A 17,260-nucleotide genomic window follows, 5' to 3' on the forward strand; every position below is an offset into this window, starting at 1 on the left:
TTAATTCCAATTAATCAAAAGCATTGATTAAATAGGAGTCACAAACAATAATGCTAAGCTAACCAACATGATGAGATCTGCTACCCTGTCTATACTTTTCTTTAGTTGTTTTCTTTTATCCCCTTTCTCAACCCTTACAGCCCAAAAATCTGACGAACATCCTTTGCCCTTCATTAGTGTTGACGGCAATCGTTTTGTAGATGAGAATGGGTATGAATTCCGCTTTCGGGGCGTATCTTCTTCTGATCCGGGTAAACTCAAAGAACAAGGCAAATGGACCTTGGAATACTTTGAGGCCATCAAAAGCTATAACGCCAATGTAGTTCGCTTCCCGGTTCACCCCAGCGCCTGGCGAGAACGCGGACAAGAAAACTACCTTAAATTATTGGATCAGGGCATTGAATGGGCTGGAAAACTCGGCATGTATGTAATTATTGACTGGCACTCCATCGGCAATCTTCGCACCGAAGTGTATCAGTCCGAAATGTACAACACCACCAAAACCGAAAGTTTTAGGTTTTGGCGAACTATTGCCGCACGGTATAAAGAAAATCCGGTCGTAGCTTTTTATGAGACCTTTAATGAGCCTACAACTTACCATGGACAGCTTGGGACATTGACTTGGGCAGAGATGAAGAAACTGCATGAAGAAATGATTGGTATCATTTATGCTCACGACAAAACGGTTATTCCTTTGGTTAGCGGCCTTAACTGGTCTTATGATTTATCTCCGGTAGTGGAAAATCCCATTAAATATCCCGGCGTGGCGTATGTGACGCATCCCTATCCCCAAAAAAGAGAACAACCCTGGGAAGAAAAATGGCAGGACGACTGGGGCTTTGTAGCCGAAACCTACCCCGTAGTAGCTACCGAACTTGGATTTATGAGTGAAGATGGTCCGGGCGCACACGTACCCGTTATTGGTGATGAAACCTACGGCAACGCTATCATTGATTTCTTTGAAGAACGCGGCATCTCCTGGGTAGCCTGGGTATTTGACCCGCAATGGTCGCCCCAGATGTTCAAAAACTGGGAGTACGAACCCACCATGCAGGGCAAATTCTTTAAAGAAAAAATGGGTGAATTGAATAAATAGGCGTAACTATGATTCGTGTGATGACGATGATGGACTGTGATAAGACTTACATCACAAAAAATCTTAATAATCACATGTATCACAGTTAAAAATTTATAAACACTCAATAAAAGACACTAAGAATAAAAGTTTACTTCAACTTTGGAAAAGTCCTCCCTTGAGGGAGGTGCCGGTTTTTAACTTGTTAAAAACTGCGGAGGGTGTTAGTGCCAGTGGCAACTATTAGAATATATCATAACCCATTACTATAACATCCATCCCGGCTAAAGCCCTCCGATTACTCGGAGCTTCAAAGAAAGAATTTCCCAAGTGACTAATCTGATTTGCCTGAAACATTATCAAGTATCTAAAACCAACCAACCATGAAGCCACTTAAAGCAATATTTCTCTTTTCATTCGCTCTATTGCTATCAGCCTGTTCATCCAACCCGGAGTCATTGACCATTCAGAAAGGTGATTACCTTGGTACCCGCGGGTTTGATGTCATTTTCTTTAACAACAATTATGCAGAAGGCAAGCAAGGAGGTATTGAACTGATTATCCACGACGACCGCATTGCCACCAATGGCGATTTGCGCCTGGAGCCCTCCCCCGGTCAATGGGCTCCCGTGCCTAAACTGCTTCGCCGCGATGCAGATAAGGAGGACGAATTATTGACTGCCAGACTGGTGTATCCTGATTCTTCCAAAAATGCCAAAGGCTTCAACCCCATTTACTATCCCAACCTTAATTTCTTTTATGACGTTAATATTGAGCCGGGCGAAGGCTCGTCTGTGATCATTTCGGTGGATCTGGATGAGCCGCTGCCGGAAGAATGGATTGGCAAAGTAGGCTTTAACCTTGAATTGTTCCCAGAGAAACTTTTTGGCAAGGGCTATTACATGGATAACACAGCTGGCACCTTTCCTCGTCAACCCGTGGGTGAAATGGAACCTGATGCCGAGGGGGAATTGCAGGCCAAGGCTATGGCTACTGGACAAAAACTCGTAGTAGCTCCTGAAGAAAAACTCGAACAAATCACGATTGAAAACCTTCAGGGCGAATTGACGCTGTTGGATGGACGCTTTATCCATAACAATGGCTGGTTCATCGTGCGCAGTTTGGTTGAAAGCGGCGCTACCGAGGATGCAATCCGATGGAAAATCACCCCAAAAATTGATACCGAATGGCAACGAGACCCGGTAGTGCAAGTATCGCAGCTGGGCTATCATCCCGCCCAAAAGAAAACGGCCATTTTTGAAATGGATACCCTGCACAGCCCCAGTAATACCGCGGAGTTGGTTAAGGTGAAACCGGATGGTACGGACGAAGTGGTGCTCAACAAAAACCTGGATGAATGGGGACAATTCCTCCGCTACACATACGATATTTTTGATTTTTCTGAGGTGGAAGAACCGGGTATTTACTACGTGCAATCCGGCGATATGAAAAGTCATCCCTTTCGCATTGATGCTTCCATTTATGATGATAAAACCTGGCAAAGCACGCTGGAGTACTTTCTGCCTGTTCAAATGTGTCACATGCGCATCAACGAAAAATACCGAGCCTGGCATGGCGTCTGTCACCTGGACGATGCACTGATGGCTCCCGCCGACACCAACCATTTTGACGGATATCTCCAAGGACCCTCTACCCTCACTGATTATGAAGATTTTGAACCTGTTCCTGGGTTAAATACAGGTGGCTGGCACGATGCCGGGGATTACGACCTTCGGGTAGAATCGCAAGCGGGAACCGTGCAGAAACTCGCATATATCTACGAAGAATTTGGACTGGATTATGATCAAACCATGATTGACCAGGAAGGACGTATCGTGGAAATTCACCAGCCTGATGGGCAACCGGATGTGCTTCAACAAATTGAACATGGGCTGCTTAGTATTTTAGGTGGATATGATAATCTGGGCCGGCTCTATCGCGGTATCATCAGCAACAAAAAAAGGCAGTATGTGCACTTGGGTGATGCGGCCACCATGACCGATAATGAAGTGTATGACGGCCGACAGGAAGGCCCACAGATGGACGACCGCTGGGTGTTTACCGAAGACAATCCCTGGAGGGCCTTAGGAGTTGTTTCCGGCCTGGCCGCAGCTGGTCGTGTGTTGGGTGATTACGATACAGACTTGGCTGAACGTAGTCTTACCGCAGCTACTGAAATCTTTGAGGAATACACCAATCCGGAAGAATCTTTGTATGGCCCCGGCATCAGCGCAGCTTCCGAATTATATCTGTCAACAGGTGATCAAAAATACTTGGATCATTTGCTGACAAGTCGCCAGGCCGTACTTGAAAGTGCAGATCAAACCGGCTGGTCTGTAAGCCGTGTGGTTTCTGAAATTGGCGATGAAGATTTTCAAGCGCAATTCCGGGATTCCTTAACCGTATATGCTAAGACTGTAACGGAAGCGATGAGCAAAAATCCCTACAATGTGCCCTATGATCCCGCTATTTGGGGAGCCGGCTGGACCATTGAGGAGCATGCGGTCAAGCAATTCTACTTGTTTGATAACTTCCCGGAGCTTTTCCCTAAAGAGAATTTCATCAACCCCCTGCAGTATGTGCTGGGTGTGCATCAGGGAGAAAACACGATGTCTTATGTTTCTGGTGTGGGTTACGACTCTCCCACTACTGCCTATGGTACAAACCGTGCCGATTGGTCATACATTCCGGGCGGAGTGATATCAGGCACCGGTTTAATTCGCCCTAATTTCCCGGAACTAAAACACTGGCCATTTTTCTGGCAGCAAACCGAATACGTAATTGGCGGAGCCGCCACCAATTTCATGTTTCTAAGCCTGGCAGCAGATGATGTACTGAATAATTGAAGTGAGTATGTTTTGAACCATGATTATAAGGATTTACCAGGATTTCCAAGATGATTAGTCACACTCTACAGCCTTACTAATCTTTATAATTTTGGTTCAATCCCTGTCAAACAAACGTTCAAAACCGTGGTATGGTCGCAAAGGAATAAGTTCGAATGAAATCAATCCTTCTTTTACCAAAGGCAAGGTGCCAAGCTTATCCCTGGCCTCTTCTTCGTCTTTGCATTCAAGAATTAATACCGCCTCCGGTTTATCATCCCGGAAATACATCTCACGAATGATCCCTTCTTTATATAATTCCCATCCCTGTCGGGCTTCATCCCTGAGGTGAGGTACAAAATCACGTTTGGTAAGACCTGGAGCCTCTTTTTCAATCGCAATAATTCGCATCGGTAAGTAATTTAATTTTCTCTTAACTCAAATAATTTTCCTATATAATAGAACAAAATTATCAAACTTCATTACCGTCTTTATAGAAGCAAAAAATGAAGTAAAATCAGCATCACATGCTAGTCAGAAGTTGAATTTCATTATTAAGTGTCGTATTTACACTTAGATGATTTATCCAGCATAAGTGACTGAAAGTATGGCTTGTAGCCAGTCATCTGTAACCATTAGTATCCTGTTGTAAAGATTCACCTCCTACTTGGGTATTGAATATTATGCGGTTTACCGGGATAGAAAAACCAACCACTATTCTAAAATTGGAGAAAACATGAGATACCTAAACAAAACTACTAACTATTTATTGGCTGCGGTGTTTGCATTGGCTCTTTCGATGCAAGTACAGGCTCAATGGGTGGATATTCAAGTTCACGATCCCGTTATGATTGAAGCTGAAGGCCAGTATTATATTTTTAATACGGGGCAGGGAATTGCAATGTGGTCCTCCCCTGACCTGGAAAACTGGGATTATGAAGGTCCTATCTTTCCGGAAGCTCCTGAATGGACCTATGATGTAAACCCAGAGTTCGAAAATCATATTTGGGCTCCTGACATCACCAAGCATGATGGTACGTATTACCTATTCTATTCAGTATCCGCTTTTGGGCGCAATCGTTCGGCCATTGCTGTTGCCACTAATTCTACACTTGACAAAGATGATCCGGATTATGAGTGGGTTGATCACGGACCAGTGATTAAATCTGTACCGGGCCGCGATATGTGGAATGCTATTGACCCCAACATTGCTTACGATGAAGAAGGTAATCCATGGATGAGTTTTGGTTCATTCTGGATGGGTTTAAAGATTTTCCGCCTGGATGAAAGCATGACCAAACCTTTGGAACCACAAACATGGCACACCATTGCTGCACGTCATCGTGACTGGACGCTGGACGAACGGGATGCCGGTGATGCCGCAAATCCTGAGCTGGATTACGATGAAATCTATGATGAAGAAACCCTAGAAAAAAATAAGAACATGGGGAATGGCGCCATTGAAGCCCCCTTTATCTTCAAGAAAAACGGATACTACTACCTGTTTGCCTCCTGGGATCGTTGCTGCCGCGGCTTGGAAAGCTCTTATAAAGTAATTGTTGGCCGCGCCAAAGATATTACAGGACCTTACCTGGATATGGATGGCAACAAACTGAAGCATGGTGGCGGAACCATCATCGCCAAAGAAAATGAATTATGGGCTGCTGTGGGACACCCTGCCGCCTATACCTTTGATGGTACTGACTATTTGGTAGCTCATGCTTATGCTAAGAATGATGAAGGTCGGCCAAAACTAATTCTGGCTGAAATAACCTGGGATGAAAACGATTGGCCCAGCGTTACGCTGAAATAGATAAGCTAAAAATTCAGACAAAAATAAAACGGTCAGACGCTACCAAGTTCGTCTGACCGTTTTTTTATTTAACGGATATCTGAAAAGCAGATATCAGTAAACTTTTTGTTACCGGTGATTACCGGATTCCTTTCATACTGCTGTAGTACACTTCATTATTTCGCAGATCACTTTTGAAGGTACGCAGATCGGTATCCTCATCAATAACGAGACACTCAATGCCTAACATTTCAGCTAAATCAATGATGTGCTGAACCGACAGTGCTTGTGAATATGCGGTGTGATGGGCTCCACCTGCCAATATCCAGGCAGTAGCTGCAACTTTTAAGTCAGGCTTGGCATCCCAAAGCACACGAGCTACCGGTAAATTGGGCAGGTCAGGTGTTTCTTCCGCTTCCAGTTTATTCACAATCAAGCGATACCGGTTGCCCATATCCATAAGAGCTACGTTGATAGCATCTCCAGGCTCACCGTTAAAAACCAGGCGTGCAGGATCAGCTTTACCACCAATTGACAATGGATGAACTTCCAAAGAAGCTTTTTCATTGCTGATAGATGGACAAATTTCCAGCATGTGTGCGCCCAATACCCGTTCTTTTCCGGGATTAAAGTGATAGGTGTAATCTTCCATAAAGGAAGTCCCACCGGTCTTGCCTTGCGCCATTACCTTGGCCACTCTTACAAGCGCTGCAGTCTTCCAGTCGCCTTCACCGGCAAAGCCATAACCTTGTTCCATCAGGCGCTGTACGCCAAGTCCGGGCAGCTGTACCAGTCCGTGCAAATCTTCAAAATTAGTAGTAAAGGCTTTGAACCCACCCTCATCTAAAAATGCTTTGATTCCCAGCTCAATTCTGGCTGCTTCTTTAATGGAATTTTGGAAATCCTCATCGGATTGATCGGCATCGGAAATAGTGTATGTTTCCTTGTACTCTGCAAGCAGTGCTTCCAGGTCTTCCTCAGAAACGGCATTTACGTATTCTACCAAATCGCCTACGCCAAAAGCTCTCACATCCATTCCAAACTGGAATTGAGCGGTCACTTTATCGCCTTCAGTAACGGCAACATTACGCATGTTGTCTCCAAATCGGGCTACTTTCAGGTGTTCCAGTTCGTGCTTGCCAATAGCGGCACGAATCCAGGTATCCAGCTCTTCGGTTATTTCGGCATCTTCCCAATGGCCTACAATTACCTTTCGGTCAAGGCCCATCAAGGCATTGATAAACCCAAACTCACGTCCGCCGTGGGCTGACTGATTTAGGTTCATAAAGTCCATGTCAATATCATCCCAGGGAATGTCCCGGTTGAATTGAGTGTGCAGGTGTACAAAAGGCTTATTCAGAGTTTTGAGGCCTGCAATCCACATTTTGGCCGGCGAAAAGGTATGCATCCACATGATCAGGCCAATGCATTCATTGGCATTATTGGCCTCTTGCATCAGTCCATGGATTTCATCTGAAGTGGTTAACACCGATTTAAACACGATGTCAGCCGGGGCTTCATTTTTCCGGGCCAGGTTTGTTGCTACTTCTTTTGAGTGTTCTTCAACTTGGTTCAGGGCTTCTTCACCATAAAGGTGTTGACTACCGGTTACAAACCAAATCTCTTTTTGTGATGTGTTCATAATAGAATTTTAGTGATTACCAGAAATAGATGTAGATTCCAAAAGTGACCAATATAATCACTATGGTGTGGAAGACATCCCATTTATCCCAGCTATTTTTCGTGTTATCCATACTTTCTTTTGTGGCGGTCCAGAATGTGAGGCCGGATAGTCGTTCATCACTCATTGGTTTGGTTGCCAATGAAATGATCACAATTACCGCAATACAGATGATGAAAAGAGCAATCTCGTAGTACAACCAGTTAGGTGCCAAGATCACTTCATACATTAATGAGTTTGGATCGATACTGCTTTCAAACACTTTCATGGCCAGTCTCAACATTCCCAGCACGAAACCCACAATCAAGCCCCATAGACCTGCTGCGGCTGTAGTTCGTTTCCAGAATACACCCAGTAAAAATACCGAAGCAATTCCCGGAGCCAACAGTGACTGTACGTCTTGCAAATATTCGTACAACACACTACCTATGCTCTTCATAATCGGGATCCAAAGTATACCCAAAATTACAATAACTGCGGTAGCAATTCGACCTACGATTACATAGTGTCGCTGCGATTCTTCAGGTCGATATTTTTGATAGAAATCAACCGTAAACAACATGGCTGATGAGTTAAACAAGGAGGCCAGCGAACTCATCAATGCGGCCACCAGGCCACCAACTACAAGGCCTTTAAGCCCCATAGGTAGTATTTGCCGGACCATAGCTGCAAAAGCTGCATCCGAGCTTACGAGTTCAATTTTACCCTGCTGGGCAAGAGCAAAAGCAATCATCCCGGGTACAAGAAAAAGGAATACCGGGGTCATTTTTAGATAAGCCCCAAAGATGGCTCCTTTACGCCCTTGCTTCTCATTTCCTGAGAGTACCCTCTGCACGATATATTGATCCGTACACCAGTACCAAAAACCAATAATAGCCGATCCAATTAACACGCCGGGCCATGGAAAGTCAGGATCACTCAAAGACCGGAACATACTGTTCATAGAATCTCCCTGTGGAGTAGTTTCAGCAGCGGTTATCTGCATCAATTCTCCCCAGCCACCTAATTCATAAAGGCCGAAGAATACAATAGCAGCAGAACCCAATAGCAACACCGGCGTTTGAATAACCGATGTGTACAGTACCGATTTCATCCCGCCAAAAATAGTATACAAACCAGTTATAATTACAAGGCCTATAGCACCAACCCAGAAAAAGTCGATGCCCAACCAAGTCTCGATTCCAAAGATCTCCTTAAATACAACACCACCGGCATATACCGTTACAGCTACTTTCGTAAGCACATAACTCACAATCGAAATAACCGACAGGAACGAACGTGCTTGCGGGTTAAACCTCTTCTCAAGGAATTCAGGCATCGTTGTTACCTTACTTCTTGAATAGAAAGGCACAAACACCCAACCAAGAATCAATATTATCCAAGCCTGAAGCTCCCAGTGAGCCATAGCCATACCACTTTCAGCTCCGGCCCCGGCAAGTCCTACCAAGTGCTCAGAACCAATATTTGATGCAAAAATAGAAGCACCAATAGCTACCCATCCGGCATTTCTACCTGCTAAAAAGTAGTCGTCCGTGGTTTCGTCCTTCATCCGGATTACCCAGACGACAATTCCAATCAACACTGCAAAAAACAGCCCCAGTACAATCCAATCTAATAACGCCATTTATTCCTTAATTATAGTTCTTATTTACTTTTATATATGCTATCCACTTATTCCTGTCCATAATAGGAATCGGAACCGTGCTTACGCTCCCAATGCTTGCGGATCAGGCTATCCTTGAGGCGCGGAGCCTCCGGGTTTATTTGTAAAGCCAGGTAGGCCATTTTGGCTACTTCTTCGAGTACGGCACTGTTATACACTGCCTTATCAACCGTTTTACCCCAGGTAAAGGGGGCGTGGTTACCCAGAAGCACCATCTCCACTTCTTCGTAAGAAAGGTCACGTTCCTCAAATACTTTAAGTATCTGATTGCCAGTTTCATGTTCGTAATTGCCCTGGATCATTTCGTCATCCATAGGCGGGGCACACGGAATATCAGTGGTTAGATGATCGGCATGCGTGGTGCCCATGATGGGAATATCACGCTGGCTTTGAGCCCAGGCTGTGCCATAGGTAGAATGGGTGTGAACAACACCGCCAATATTCTCCCAGTTTTTGTACAAAACAGCATGTGTTTTGGTATCAGAAGAAGGACGCATCTCCCCTTCCACTATATTGTTATCAAAATCTACAATAACAATATCCTCAGGCTTTAGATCGTCGTAGGGTACGCCGCTTGGCTTGATACCAAAAACCTCTTTCTCCCGGTCAACAGCACTGGCATTACCAAAAGTAAAAAGTACCAGACCCAGTTCAGGAAGGCGCATATTCGCTTCATAGACCGATTGTTTGAGTTCTTTAAAGTCACTCATTCTATCACTCCGCTTTTTTCATGATTCGTTCTTCAATGATTTCTCCGAAAGAGGAATAATCTTGATACATCTTTTGGTAGATCTCTACTTTATCAGCTTCTGGCTCATACACTTTCTCGAAACCGCTGGCGAGATTTTCTTTGGCTTCTTCTACCGATGAATACATTCCTGCAGCGGTTGCGGCAAATACAGAAGCACCCAGCGCACAAGTCTGCTCGGATTTAGAAATTCGGATGGGCATATTCAGCACGTTGGCGAGGGTCTGCATTACAAAGGGTGATTTTTTGGATACCCCTCCCATTCCAATTACGCCTTCAATACGGATGCCTTCATCAATAAAGCGATCCACAATTTTCTTGGAGCCAAAGCAAGTTGCTTCAACCAATGCTTTAAAAATCTTGGGAGCATCGCTACTAAGGTCAAGCCCTTCAATAGCTCCTTTCAGCAATTGATTGGCATCGGGAGTACGACGACCATTCATCCAATCTAATGCGATTACACCGGTATCGATATCCTCAATCTCTTGGGCAGCGTTGGTGAGATTGGCAATCAGCTTATCCTCGGCTTCTTCAATCAACGCTTCTTTTTGATCATCGTTAAGGTGGGCACTGCCGTTGATTATTTCCTTGTAAGGACCAAGCAGCATGTTTTTAAACCAGGCATAGATATCGCCAAAAGCAGATTGTCCGGCTTCAAGACCAATCATTCCCGGAATCACAGAACCGTCTACTTGCCCGCAGATGCCCTGCACCAGGTTATCCCCTACATCGCCTTCAGGGGCAACCAGCATATCGCAAGTTGAAGTCCCCATCACGCGAACCAGTTGATAAGGCTCAATACGTCCCCCAACGGCTCCCATATGGGCATCAAATGCACCCACGCCAATAATTACGTCTTCGGGGAGATCCAGTTTTTCGGCCCATTCTTTAGAAATAGTACCTGCTGGTTTATCAGAAGTGTAGGTATCTTCATAGAGTCGGTCGCGAAGTCCTCCAAGGAGCGGGTCCAGCTGGGTGAGAAAGTCTTCGCTTGGTAGTCCGCCAAATTCTTCATGCCACATGGCTTTATGGCCGGCAGCACAGCGACTGCGTTTCATTTCGTGCACATCATTTTTGCCGGTTAGTTCGTAAGGAATCCAGTCGCAGAGCTCAACCCATGAATATGCGTTTTCACGAATTTCTTCGTCTTCACGTAGCACGTGGAGAATCTTGGCCCAAAACCACTCAGAGGAGTAAATACCTCCTACATATTTGGTGTAATCTACACCGCCCCAGCTTCGGGCCAGTTTGTTGATCTCATCTGATTCTTTAATGGCCGTATGATCTTTCCACAAAACAAACATGGCATTGGGATTCTCTTCGAATCCCTCTTTCATGGCAAGAGGAGTTCCTTCTTTATCAACAGCTACTGGAGTAGAACCGGTACTGTCTACAGAAATAGCTTTGATATTTTTCCGCTCTTCTGCATCGAGTGTTTGAACTACCTCCTTAAGGGTGTCTTCCAAACCTTCCAGGTAATCCAATGGATGATGCCGGAAACGGTTTTCATCAGGATTCGAGTATTTACCCTGCTTCCACCTTTTATAGTACCATACAGATTCCGCTATTTCTTCCCCGTTTTCACTAACCAAAACGGATCTTACGGAATCGGTTCCGTAATCAACTCCAATTACATATTCCATTTCTCTGAAGAATTTTAAAATTATACAATAAACAGCCTTAAAAGGGCCGTCTTTAGTAAGGAAAACCCTTCCAAGAATTAATAAGTGTTAGATTAACACTTTTTTCCTGAGCATACAAATTTTTTAAAGCACTTTCTCCTTAAAAAGGCCTAAAAAATTTACGTGCTAAATAAATAAACAGAACTACTTAAGAGCGTAAAGGTTTGAAAACAAGACTATCGCCGTTGGTTACCTTTTCTGTGTATTTATCCTGATCAAACTTGTACAGAAAAGCACCTTTCTTTGAGTACTTTTTCTGTTTTTCGTCTGTTTTGATTAATACATCCATAGAAAGTATCCGTCTTCTGAAATTACGCTTATCAAGGCGGGTATCATAAATGCCTTCATAGAGTTTTTGAAGTTCGGGTAGCGTAAATTTTTCAGGCAATAGCTCAAACCCAACGGGTTGGTGAGAAGCTTTATATCTCAATCGCTTCAATGCTGCTTTAACCATCTCCTGGTGGTCAAAAATTAAATCGGGAATTTCATTGATGGGAAACCACGAAGCGCTGTGTTGCTCTACCAGTTCTTTGTCGTGAGTGTGCACATCAATGAGCGCGTAGTATGCCACAGAAATGGTCCGTTCTACGGGATCCCGGTCTATTTCGCCATAGGCATGAAGCTGTTCAAGATAAATATTTCGTAAACCTGTCAGATTGTTGAGGATTCTTTCTGCTGACTCGTTCAGGCTTTCATCTTTTCTGAGAAAGCCACCCATCAATGACCAATTCCCCTTCTCGGGTTCAAAATCACGCTTAATCAAGAGTAATTTTAGTTCGTTACGGTCAAATCCGAAGATGATACAGTCTAGAGCAACAAGTAAATGATCATGACTTTTATAGTGATCAATTTTCATATAAGAAATCCACCAATTATGATATTGTGAAAATATCTAATCCGACAGGTTCACAAAAATCCGAGATTATTATTAAAAATATTGGATTTAATAATAATCTCTTTCCTCTTCTCATTCAACACTTATTACAAGCACGGAATGTTTAGGTATTTCAAAGGTTAATATTCCATCTTCCAGCTCTGCATCGTTAAATGCTACTGGCTTTACATTCTCGGTATTATCAAAAGTATTAATAGCGTCAACACTACTGGCTGTTAACAGGCGACCGGAATTTCGTACAATGGTGCTCACATTTTTTCCACGTATGTCAATGCTAACTTCTTGCGACTCAGTTGGATGCGTATTGCTTACTGTGAAGTGAAGTACACCTTCCTCATCTTCAGAGGCAGTAGTGCTAATAATCGGAATTCCGGGTTCATCTCTGCGGATATCAAATCGTCTTACCACGCTTTCATCCCCTTCTCTAACAAATCGTTCCGTATCGCTATGTGAAGGAAGCAGCATAGAATTCTGATGCACTTTATACATGTGGAACACGTGATATGTTGGAGTTAGTACCATTTCATCATCATCAGTCAGAATCATAGCCTGCAGTACATTCACCATTTGCGCGATGTTAGCCAAACGAACACGATCAGCGTGCGAATTCATGATGTCCAGACTAATGGAAGCAATCAGGGCATCACGCATGGAATTTTGCTGCTCAAGGAAACCAGGGTTGGTACCGGCCAGAGGATCAGTCCAAATACCCCACTCATCAACCGCAAGGTTTACTCTTTTGTTTGGATCATATTTGTCCATTCTGTTAGAATGTTCTGTGATGAATTCATCCAAGAGAAATGCAGCTTTTAAGCCTTTGTAGTACATGTCTACATCAAAATCTGTAGAAGGTCCTTTGTTGCCCCAGCCTGGTCCCGGAATGGTGTAATAATGCAATGAAATTGCATCCATCATCCAGCCTGCTTCGCGCATCAGGGTTTCAGTCCAGTCGTAACGATCATCTGACCAACCACTGGCAATCTTGTAGATTTCATTGCCGCTGTAGTTTTTGGCAAAAGTCTGGAACTGTCGGTAAAGGTCAGCGTAATAATCGGCTGTCATGTTACCACCGCATCCCCAGCTTTCGTTTCCGATACCGAAGAATTTAATATCCCAGGGTTCTTCCCGGCCATTCTCGCGGCGCAGGTTGGCAAGGTCGCTGTCGCCATCATAAGTCATGTACTCAATCCAGTCTTTCATTTCAGAAGGAGTACCACTACCTACGTTAGCAGAAATGTAAGGCTCGGTGTCAAGCAGTTCGGCAAGGCGCAAAAACTCGTGCGTACCAAAGCTGTTGTCTTCCTCTACCATGCCCCAGTGGGTATTGATGCGAACAGGGCGTTCGTCACGGGGACCAATGCCATCACGCCAGTGATATTCATCTGCAAAACAACCACCAGGCCAGCGTACATTCGGGATATCCAGCTCTTGCAGGGCTTCCAGTACGTCGGTACGATATCCTTCTTTATTGGGGATATCAGAATCGGGACCTACCCATATCCCGCCATAAATGCCACGGCCCAGGTGTTCGGCAAACTGGCCGTAAATGTGTTCATTGATTTTATATTCTGCCTGATCGGCATTTACTATAATATTGGTTTGCGCAAATACCGTAGCACTTAACGGCAAAAACGCCACGGCAATGAGTACAAGTAGTTTCTTCATGATATGAGTTTTTTAGTCGTCGTTAGGTTTAGAATAATTTATCGAACCGAAAACCGGTAAGTGGTTTGGGTCTGATAAGTTTCACCTGGTTCCAGTATGGTAGATGGGAAATCAGGCTGGTTTGGAGAATCTGGATAGTGTTGTGTTTCCAGGCAGAGTGCACTGTATTGAATAAATGGAGTACCATCTGGTGCCTGCAGACTTCCATCCAGAAAATTGCCAGAATAAAACTGAATCCCTGGTTCTGTGGTGATCACATCCATTTGTCGTCCTGTTTCAGGGTCATACAAAGTGGCGATATTTTCCATGCCTTCCCCACTGCGGTCAAGTACATAGTTATGATCGTAACCACCTTCAATCTGGTCGATTCGGGCGCCAATTTCATGAGGCTCTGTGAAATCGAAAGCAGTGCCTTCTACCGGGGCAATTTCACCTGTTGGGATCAACTGCTCGTTTACCGGCGTGTAGTGATCGGCATCAATGGTTAGCATATGATCCAGGATTCGTGTTTCCGGATCTCCTGAGAGATTGAAATAACTGTGGTTCGTCAGGTTAACCGGAGTAGCTTTGTCAGTGGTGGCTGTATAGTCGATGTTCAGCCCATTATCTTCGGTTACGGTGAAGGTTACTGAAACTTCGAGATTTCCGGGATAACCTTGCTCACCATCTTCACTGAGGTAGCTAATTGTTAGCGAGTTATCCGTTACTTCTTCTGTATTCCAAAGCACTTTAAAGAAGCCTTTTTCACCACCGTGCAGGTGATTTTCACCATCGTTGATATTTAACTGGTATTCTTCGCCATTGAGTTCAAACTTACCCTCAGCAATACGGTTTCCGTAGCGACCGATGGTGGCTCCAAAGAATGGGTTATCAGCTTCATAGCCAGCCACATCGTCGTAGCCTAATATCACATTATCCATGTTTCCTTCAGCGTCAGGTACCACAATGGAAGTGACAGTACCTCCATAATTAGTAACTTTTACTTCCATCCCCTTGCTATTCTTAAGCGTGTACAAGTGAGCCTCACGTCCGTCTTCAAGTGTGCCGAAGCTTTCTTGATTGGTCACTGGTTTCTTTTCTTCTGCTTTTTGGCAGCCGCTTATAACCGTAGCTGTAGCAAACAGAAATATCATTGATCCTGCTAGTAGAGGAAGTAGTTTAAATCCGTTCATTATCGTCTGAGCCATTTCTATTGTCATTTAATTCTGATTGTTTATTAGTTTCTTCTTCAAACAGGATTACAAATCCCCCATTTGCTTCCACAGAAATTTCATGTATTTCTGAATCACTTAATGAAATTGAATCTTTCTGGAAATCAAAACGGGCCTCGCCGTCTGAAATTAAAGTTCCGGTTTTATGATCGGGTAAAAATGACAAATCTACGGATAAGTTTTTAGCTTTTTTCTCCCCGTTAATTCCTGCCACAAACCAGGTATCCCCTGCCCTTCGGGCAATAATCACTTCTTTGCCGGGATATCCGTCTATAAAGCGCATCTCGTCCCAGCGTACCGGAATCTTTTTAACAAAATCTTTTACATAATCAGGTACTTCTTCCATGCCCTCCGCCGTTTCAGCGTAATGCTGTATGCCGGACGTAAACAATACCGGCAACGCCAGTTCAAAACTGCTGGTCGTCTGCCTTTTCACATTAAATAATTCCGTCAGGCTCATCGGAGTGAAATCCATCGGGCTGAACACATTTCGGGTAAAGGGCAACAAAGTGCTGTGCTCAGCTTCAAGATCGGCATTTGGTTGTTCAAAAGTCACAAACTCAAAGCCTTTAACTGATTCCATCGTTACCAGGTTGGGCCAGGTTCTGTGCCATCCACGCGGCAAGGTGGTTCCGTGAGTATTAACCAATAAGTGATGATCTGCAGCGTCTTCGAAAATGTCGATATAGTATTGCATCATGGATTGTCCGTCGCCTGCAAAAAAATCTACTTTCACGCCTTTAATACCCATTTCCTCCAGACGTGCGAATTCAGCCCGACGTTGCTCTCTATCCAATAATTTACTTTTTGGGGTATACACCGTTTCATTCCAGCTGCCGGATGAGTTATACCATAAGATAAGTCCTACATCCTTAGTAGCCGCATAATCTGCCAGCTCTGCTATACGATCGTAGCCAATGTTTACATCCCAGTTTACATCCACCAGGGTGTATTCCCACCCCATATCGGCAGCATAATCTATAAACTCTTTCTGGGTGTCGTAGTTAACCGAAGCATCTTTTAGTTTAGCCCAACTCCAGGAGGCCCGGCCGGGTTCAATCCATGAGGTATCTTCTAAAGCGACAGGTTCAGCGAGGTCTGTCCCCAAAGTAGATTCGGTTATAGTTTTTAAATCTCCAATAGCCATAATACGCCATGGTGAAGTCCAGGGTAATTCTGATTCCGGAAGCAGCGCTCTATCCGGGAATTGTTCACCTTCCTGAGGGAAACCAACCTGGTAATTTCCATTTGGAGATTGTTGTTTTAAACGGGTTGCAGAATAGCTTCCATCCATGCCGGTTTCCGATATCAACACCCAGGTGTTTCCAGATTTAAAAAGCGCAGGATAAGCCCACCCGGCTTCATTGGGAGCGGGAGTTCCCACTTCTACATCAATAAAATAGTGCTCTTCGTAAGAAGGATTGGTTTGGGCAAAGCCGGTATTTACATTGGCAAGCGGTTGCAACCAGGCGCGTGTTTCAGCTGGAAAATTAAAATGCGTTTTTTCCTCACTTATGTGATGAAGCTGATCGCTCTCTCCCGGGAAGATATACCGAAAAGCCACACTTTCATCAGAAACCTGGAACTCGATGTTCATCTTCTGCCCGCTTTGGTGCTCCAGATAATACGTCTTCTTTTTTGCGTTGTATTTAATGTGAGTCTGTTTGCCGTGTAGCAATGAATATTCGTCTTGTACCCTGTTGGGTCCCGTAATTTCCCTGAGTGTCATATTCTTGGAAAAATCAGTTCCATCCATCACTAGCCCAAGCTGTGAAGTATCAACCACTACTTCATTATCAACTATCACCTGGTATGCGGGCTGATGATCATCCATCAACATAAAATTCATTGCAATTTCTGAACCTTCACTTTGAAGGGTATCCTTGTTATCAAGACCAGAACAACTTGTTGCAAAAAGAACAAGCAAGGCGATGTGGACTAAAGAAGTGATTTTCATGTACAGGATATCATCATTTAACCGCATAAGTTTAGGTTGTACTTCAAAAAATTTCTTACCTGGTGA

The 17,260-nt window shown here is 44.2% G+C and carries 12 protein-coding genes; 3 read left to right on the forward strand and 9 right to left on the reverse strand.

Going from position 1 to position 17,260, the window contains the following annotated elements; all coding sequences use genetic code 11:
* Positions 1-67 precede the first annotated feature (67 nt).
* Both FN815_RS02055 and FN815_RS02060 read left to right on the forward strand, forming a co-directional pair.
* On the forward strand, positions 68-1,096 hold the full coding sequence (locus FN815_RS02055) for a glycoside hydrolase family 5 protein (RefSeq protein WP_142452924.1): 1,029 nt from the start codon (positions 68-70) through the stop codon (positions 1,094-1,096).
* Positions 1,097-1,458: 362 nt separating this feature from the next.
* Positions 1,459-3,921, forward strand: a complete 2,463-nt coding sequence (locus FN815_RS02060) for a glycoside hydrolase family 9 protein (protein ID WP_142452925.1) — start codon at positions 1,459-1,461, stop codon at positions 3,919-3,921.
* Between the two features lie 96 nt (positions 3,922-4,017).
* Here FN815_RS02060 and FN815_RS02065 read toward each other — a convergent pair whose 3' ends face one another.
* Positions 4,018-4,311, reverse strand: a complete 294-nt coding sequence (locus tag FN815_RS02065; RefSeq protein ID WP_142452926.1) for a superoxide dismutase — start codon at positions 4,309-4,311, stop codon at positions 4,018-4,020.
* A 325-nt stretch (positions 4,312-4,636) separates the two neighbouring features.
* Here FN815_RS02065 and FN815_RS02070 point away from each other — a divergent pair, with 325 nt between their 5' ends.
* Positions 4,637-5,713, forward strand: a complete 1,077-nt coding sequence (locus FN815_RS02070; protein ID WP_142452927.1) for an arabinan endo-1,5-alpha-L-arabinosidase — start codon at positions 4,637-4,639, stop codon at positions 5,711-5,713.
* Positions 5,714-5,831: 118 nt separating this feature from the next.
* Here FN815_RS02070 and araA read toward each other — a convergent pair whose 3' ends face one another.
* From araA to FN815_RS02110, 8 genes are all read right to left on the reverse strand, one after another.
* Complete coding sequence (gene araA / locus FN815_RS02075; protein WP_425461068.1) at positions 5,832-7,337, reverse strand: L-arabinose isomerase; 1,506 nt, start codon at positions 7,335-7,337, stop codon at positions 5,832-5,834.
* A gap of 13 nt (positions 7,338-7,350) precedes the next feature.
* Entirely contained in the window at positions 7,351-8,997 is a 1,647-nt protein-coding gene (locus FN815_RS02080; protein ID WP_142452929.1) for a sodium:solute symporter, read from the reverse strand.
* A gap of 47 nt (positions 8,998-9,044) precedes the next feature.
* A complete protein-coding gene (locus FN815_RS02085; protein ID WP_142452930.1) occupies positions 9,045-9,746 on the reverse strand; it encodes an L-ribulose-5-phosphate 4-epimerase in 702 nt (233 codons plus the stop codon).
* 4 nt (positions 9,747-9,750) lie between these two features.
* Complete coding sequence (locus FN815_RS02090) at positions 9,751-11,427, reverse strand: ribulokinase (RefSeq protein ID WP_142452931.1); 1,677 nt, start codon at positions 11,425-11,427, stop codon at positions 9,751-9,753.
* A 187-nt stretch (positions 11,428-11,614) separates the two neighbouring features.
* Complete coding sequence (locus FN815_RS02095) at positions 11,615-12,322, reverse strand: NUDIX hydrolase (protein WP_142452932.1); 708 nt, start codon at positions 12,320-12,322, stop codon at positions 11,615-11,617.
* Between the two features lie 111 nt (positions 12,323-12,433).
* The gene (locus FN815_RS02100) at positions 12,434-14,026 is read right to left on the reverse strand and encodes an alpha-N-arabinofuranosidase (protein WP_142452933.1); all 1,593 of its coding nucleotides are present in this window, start codon (positions 14,024-14,026) and stop codon (positions 12,434-12,436) included.
* Positions 14,027-14,064: 38 nt separating this feature from the next.
* On the reverse strand, positions 14,065-15,213 hold the full coding sequence (locus FN815_RS02105; RefSeq protein ID WP_221930210.1) for an aldose epimerase family protein: 1,149 nt from the start codon (positions 15,211-15,213) through the stop codon (positions 14,065-14,067).
* A complete protein-coding gene (locus tag FN815_RS02110) occupies positions 15,185-17,221 on the reverse strand; it encodes a glycoside hydrolase family 97 protein (protein ID WP_221930211.1) in 2,037 nt (678 codons plus the stop codon). Before FN815_RS02110 ends, FN815_RS02105 begins: the two co-directional genes overlap by 29 nt.
* Positions 17,222-17,260 lie beyond the last annotated feature (39 nt).

The sequence above is a fragment of the Gracilimonas mengyeensis genome, from assembly GCF_900182705.1.
GTDB classification, from domain to species: Bacteria; Bacteroidota; Rhodothermia; order Balneolales; family Balneolaceae; genus Gracilimonas; species Gracilimonas mengyeensis.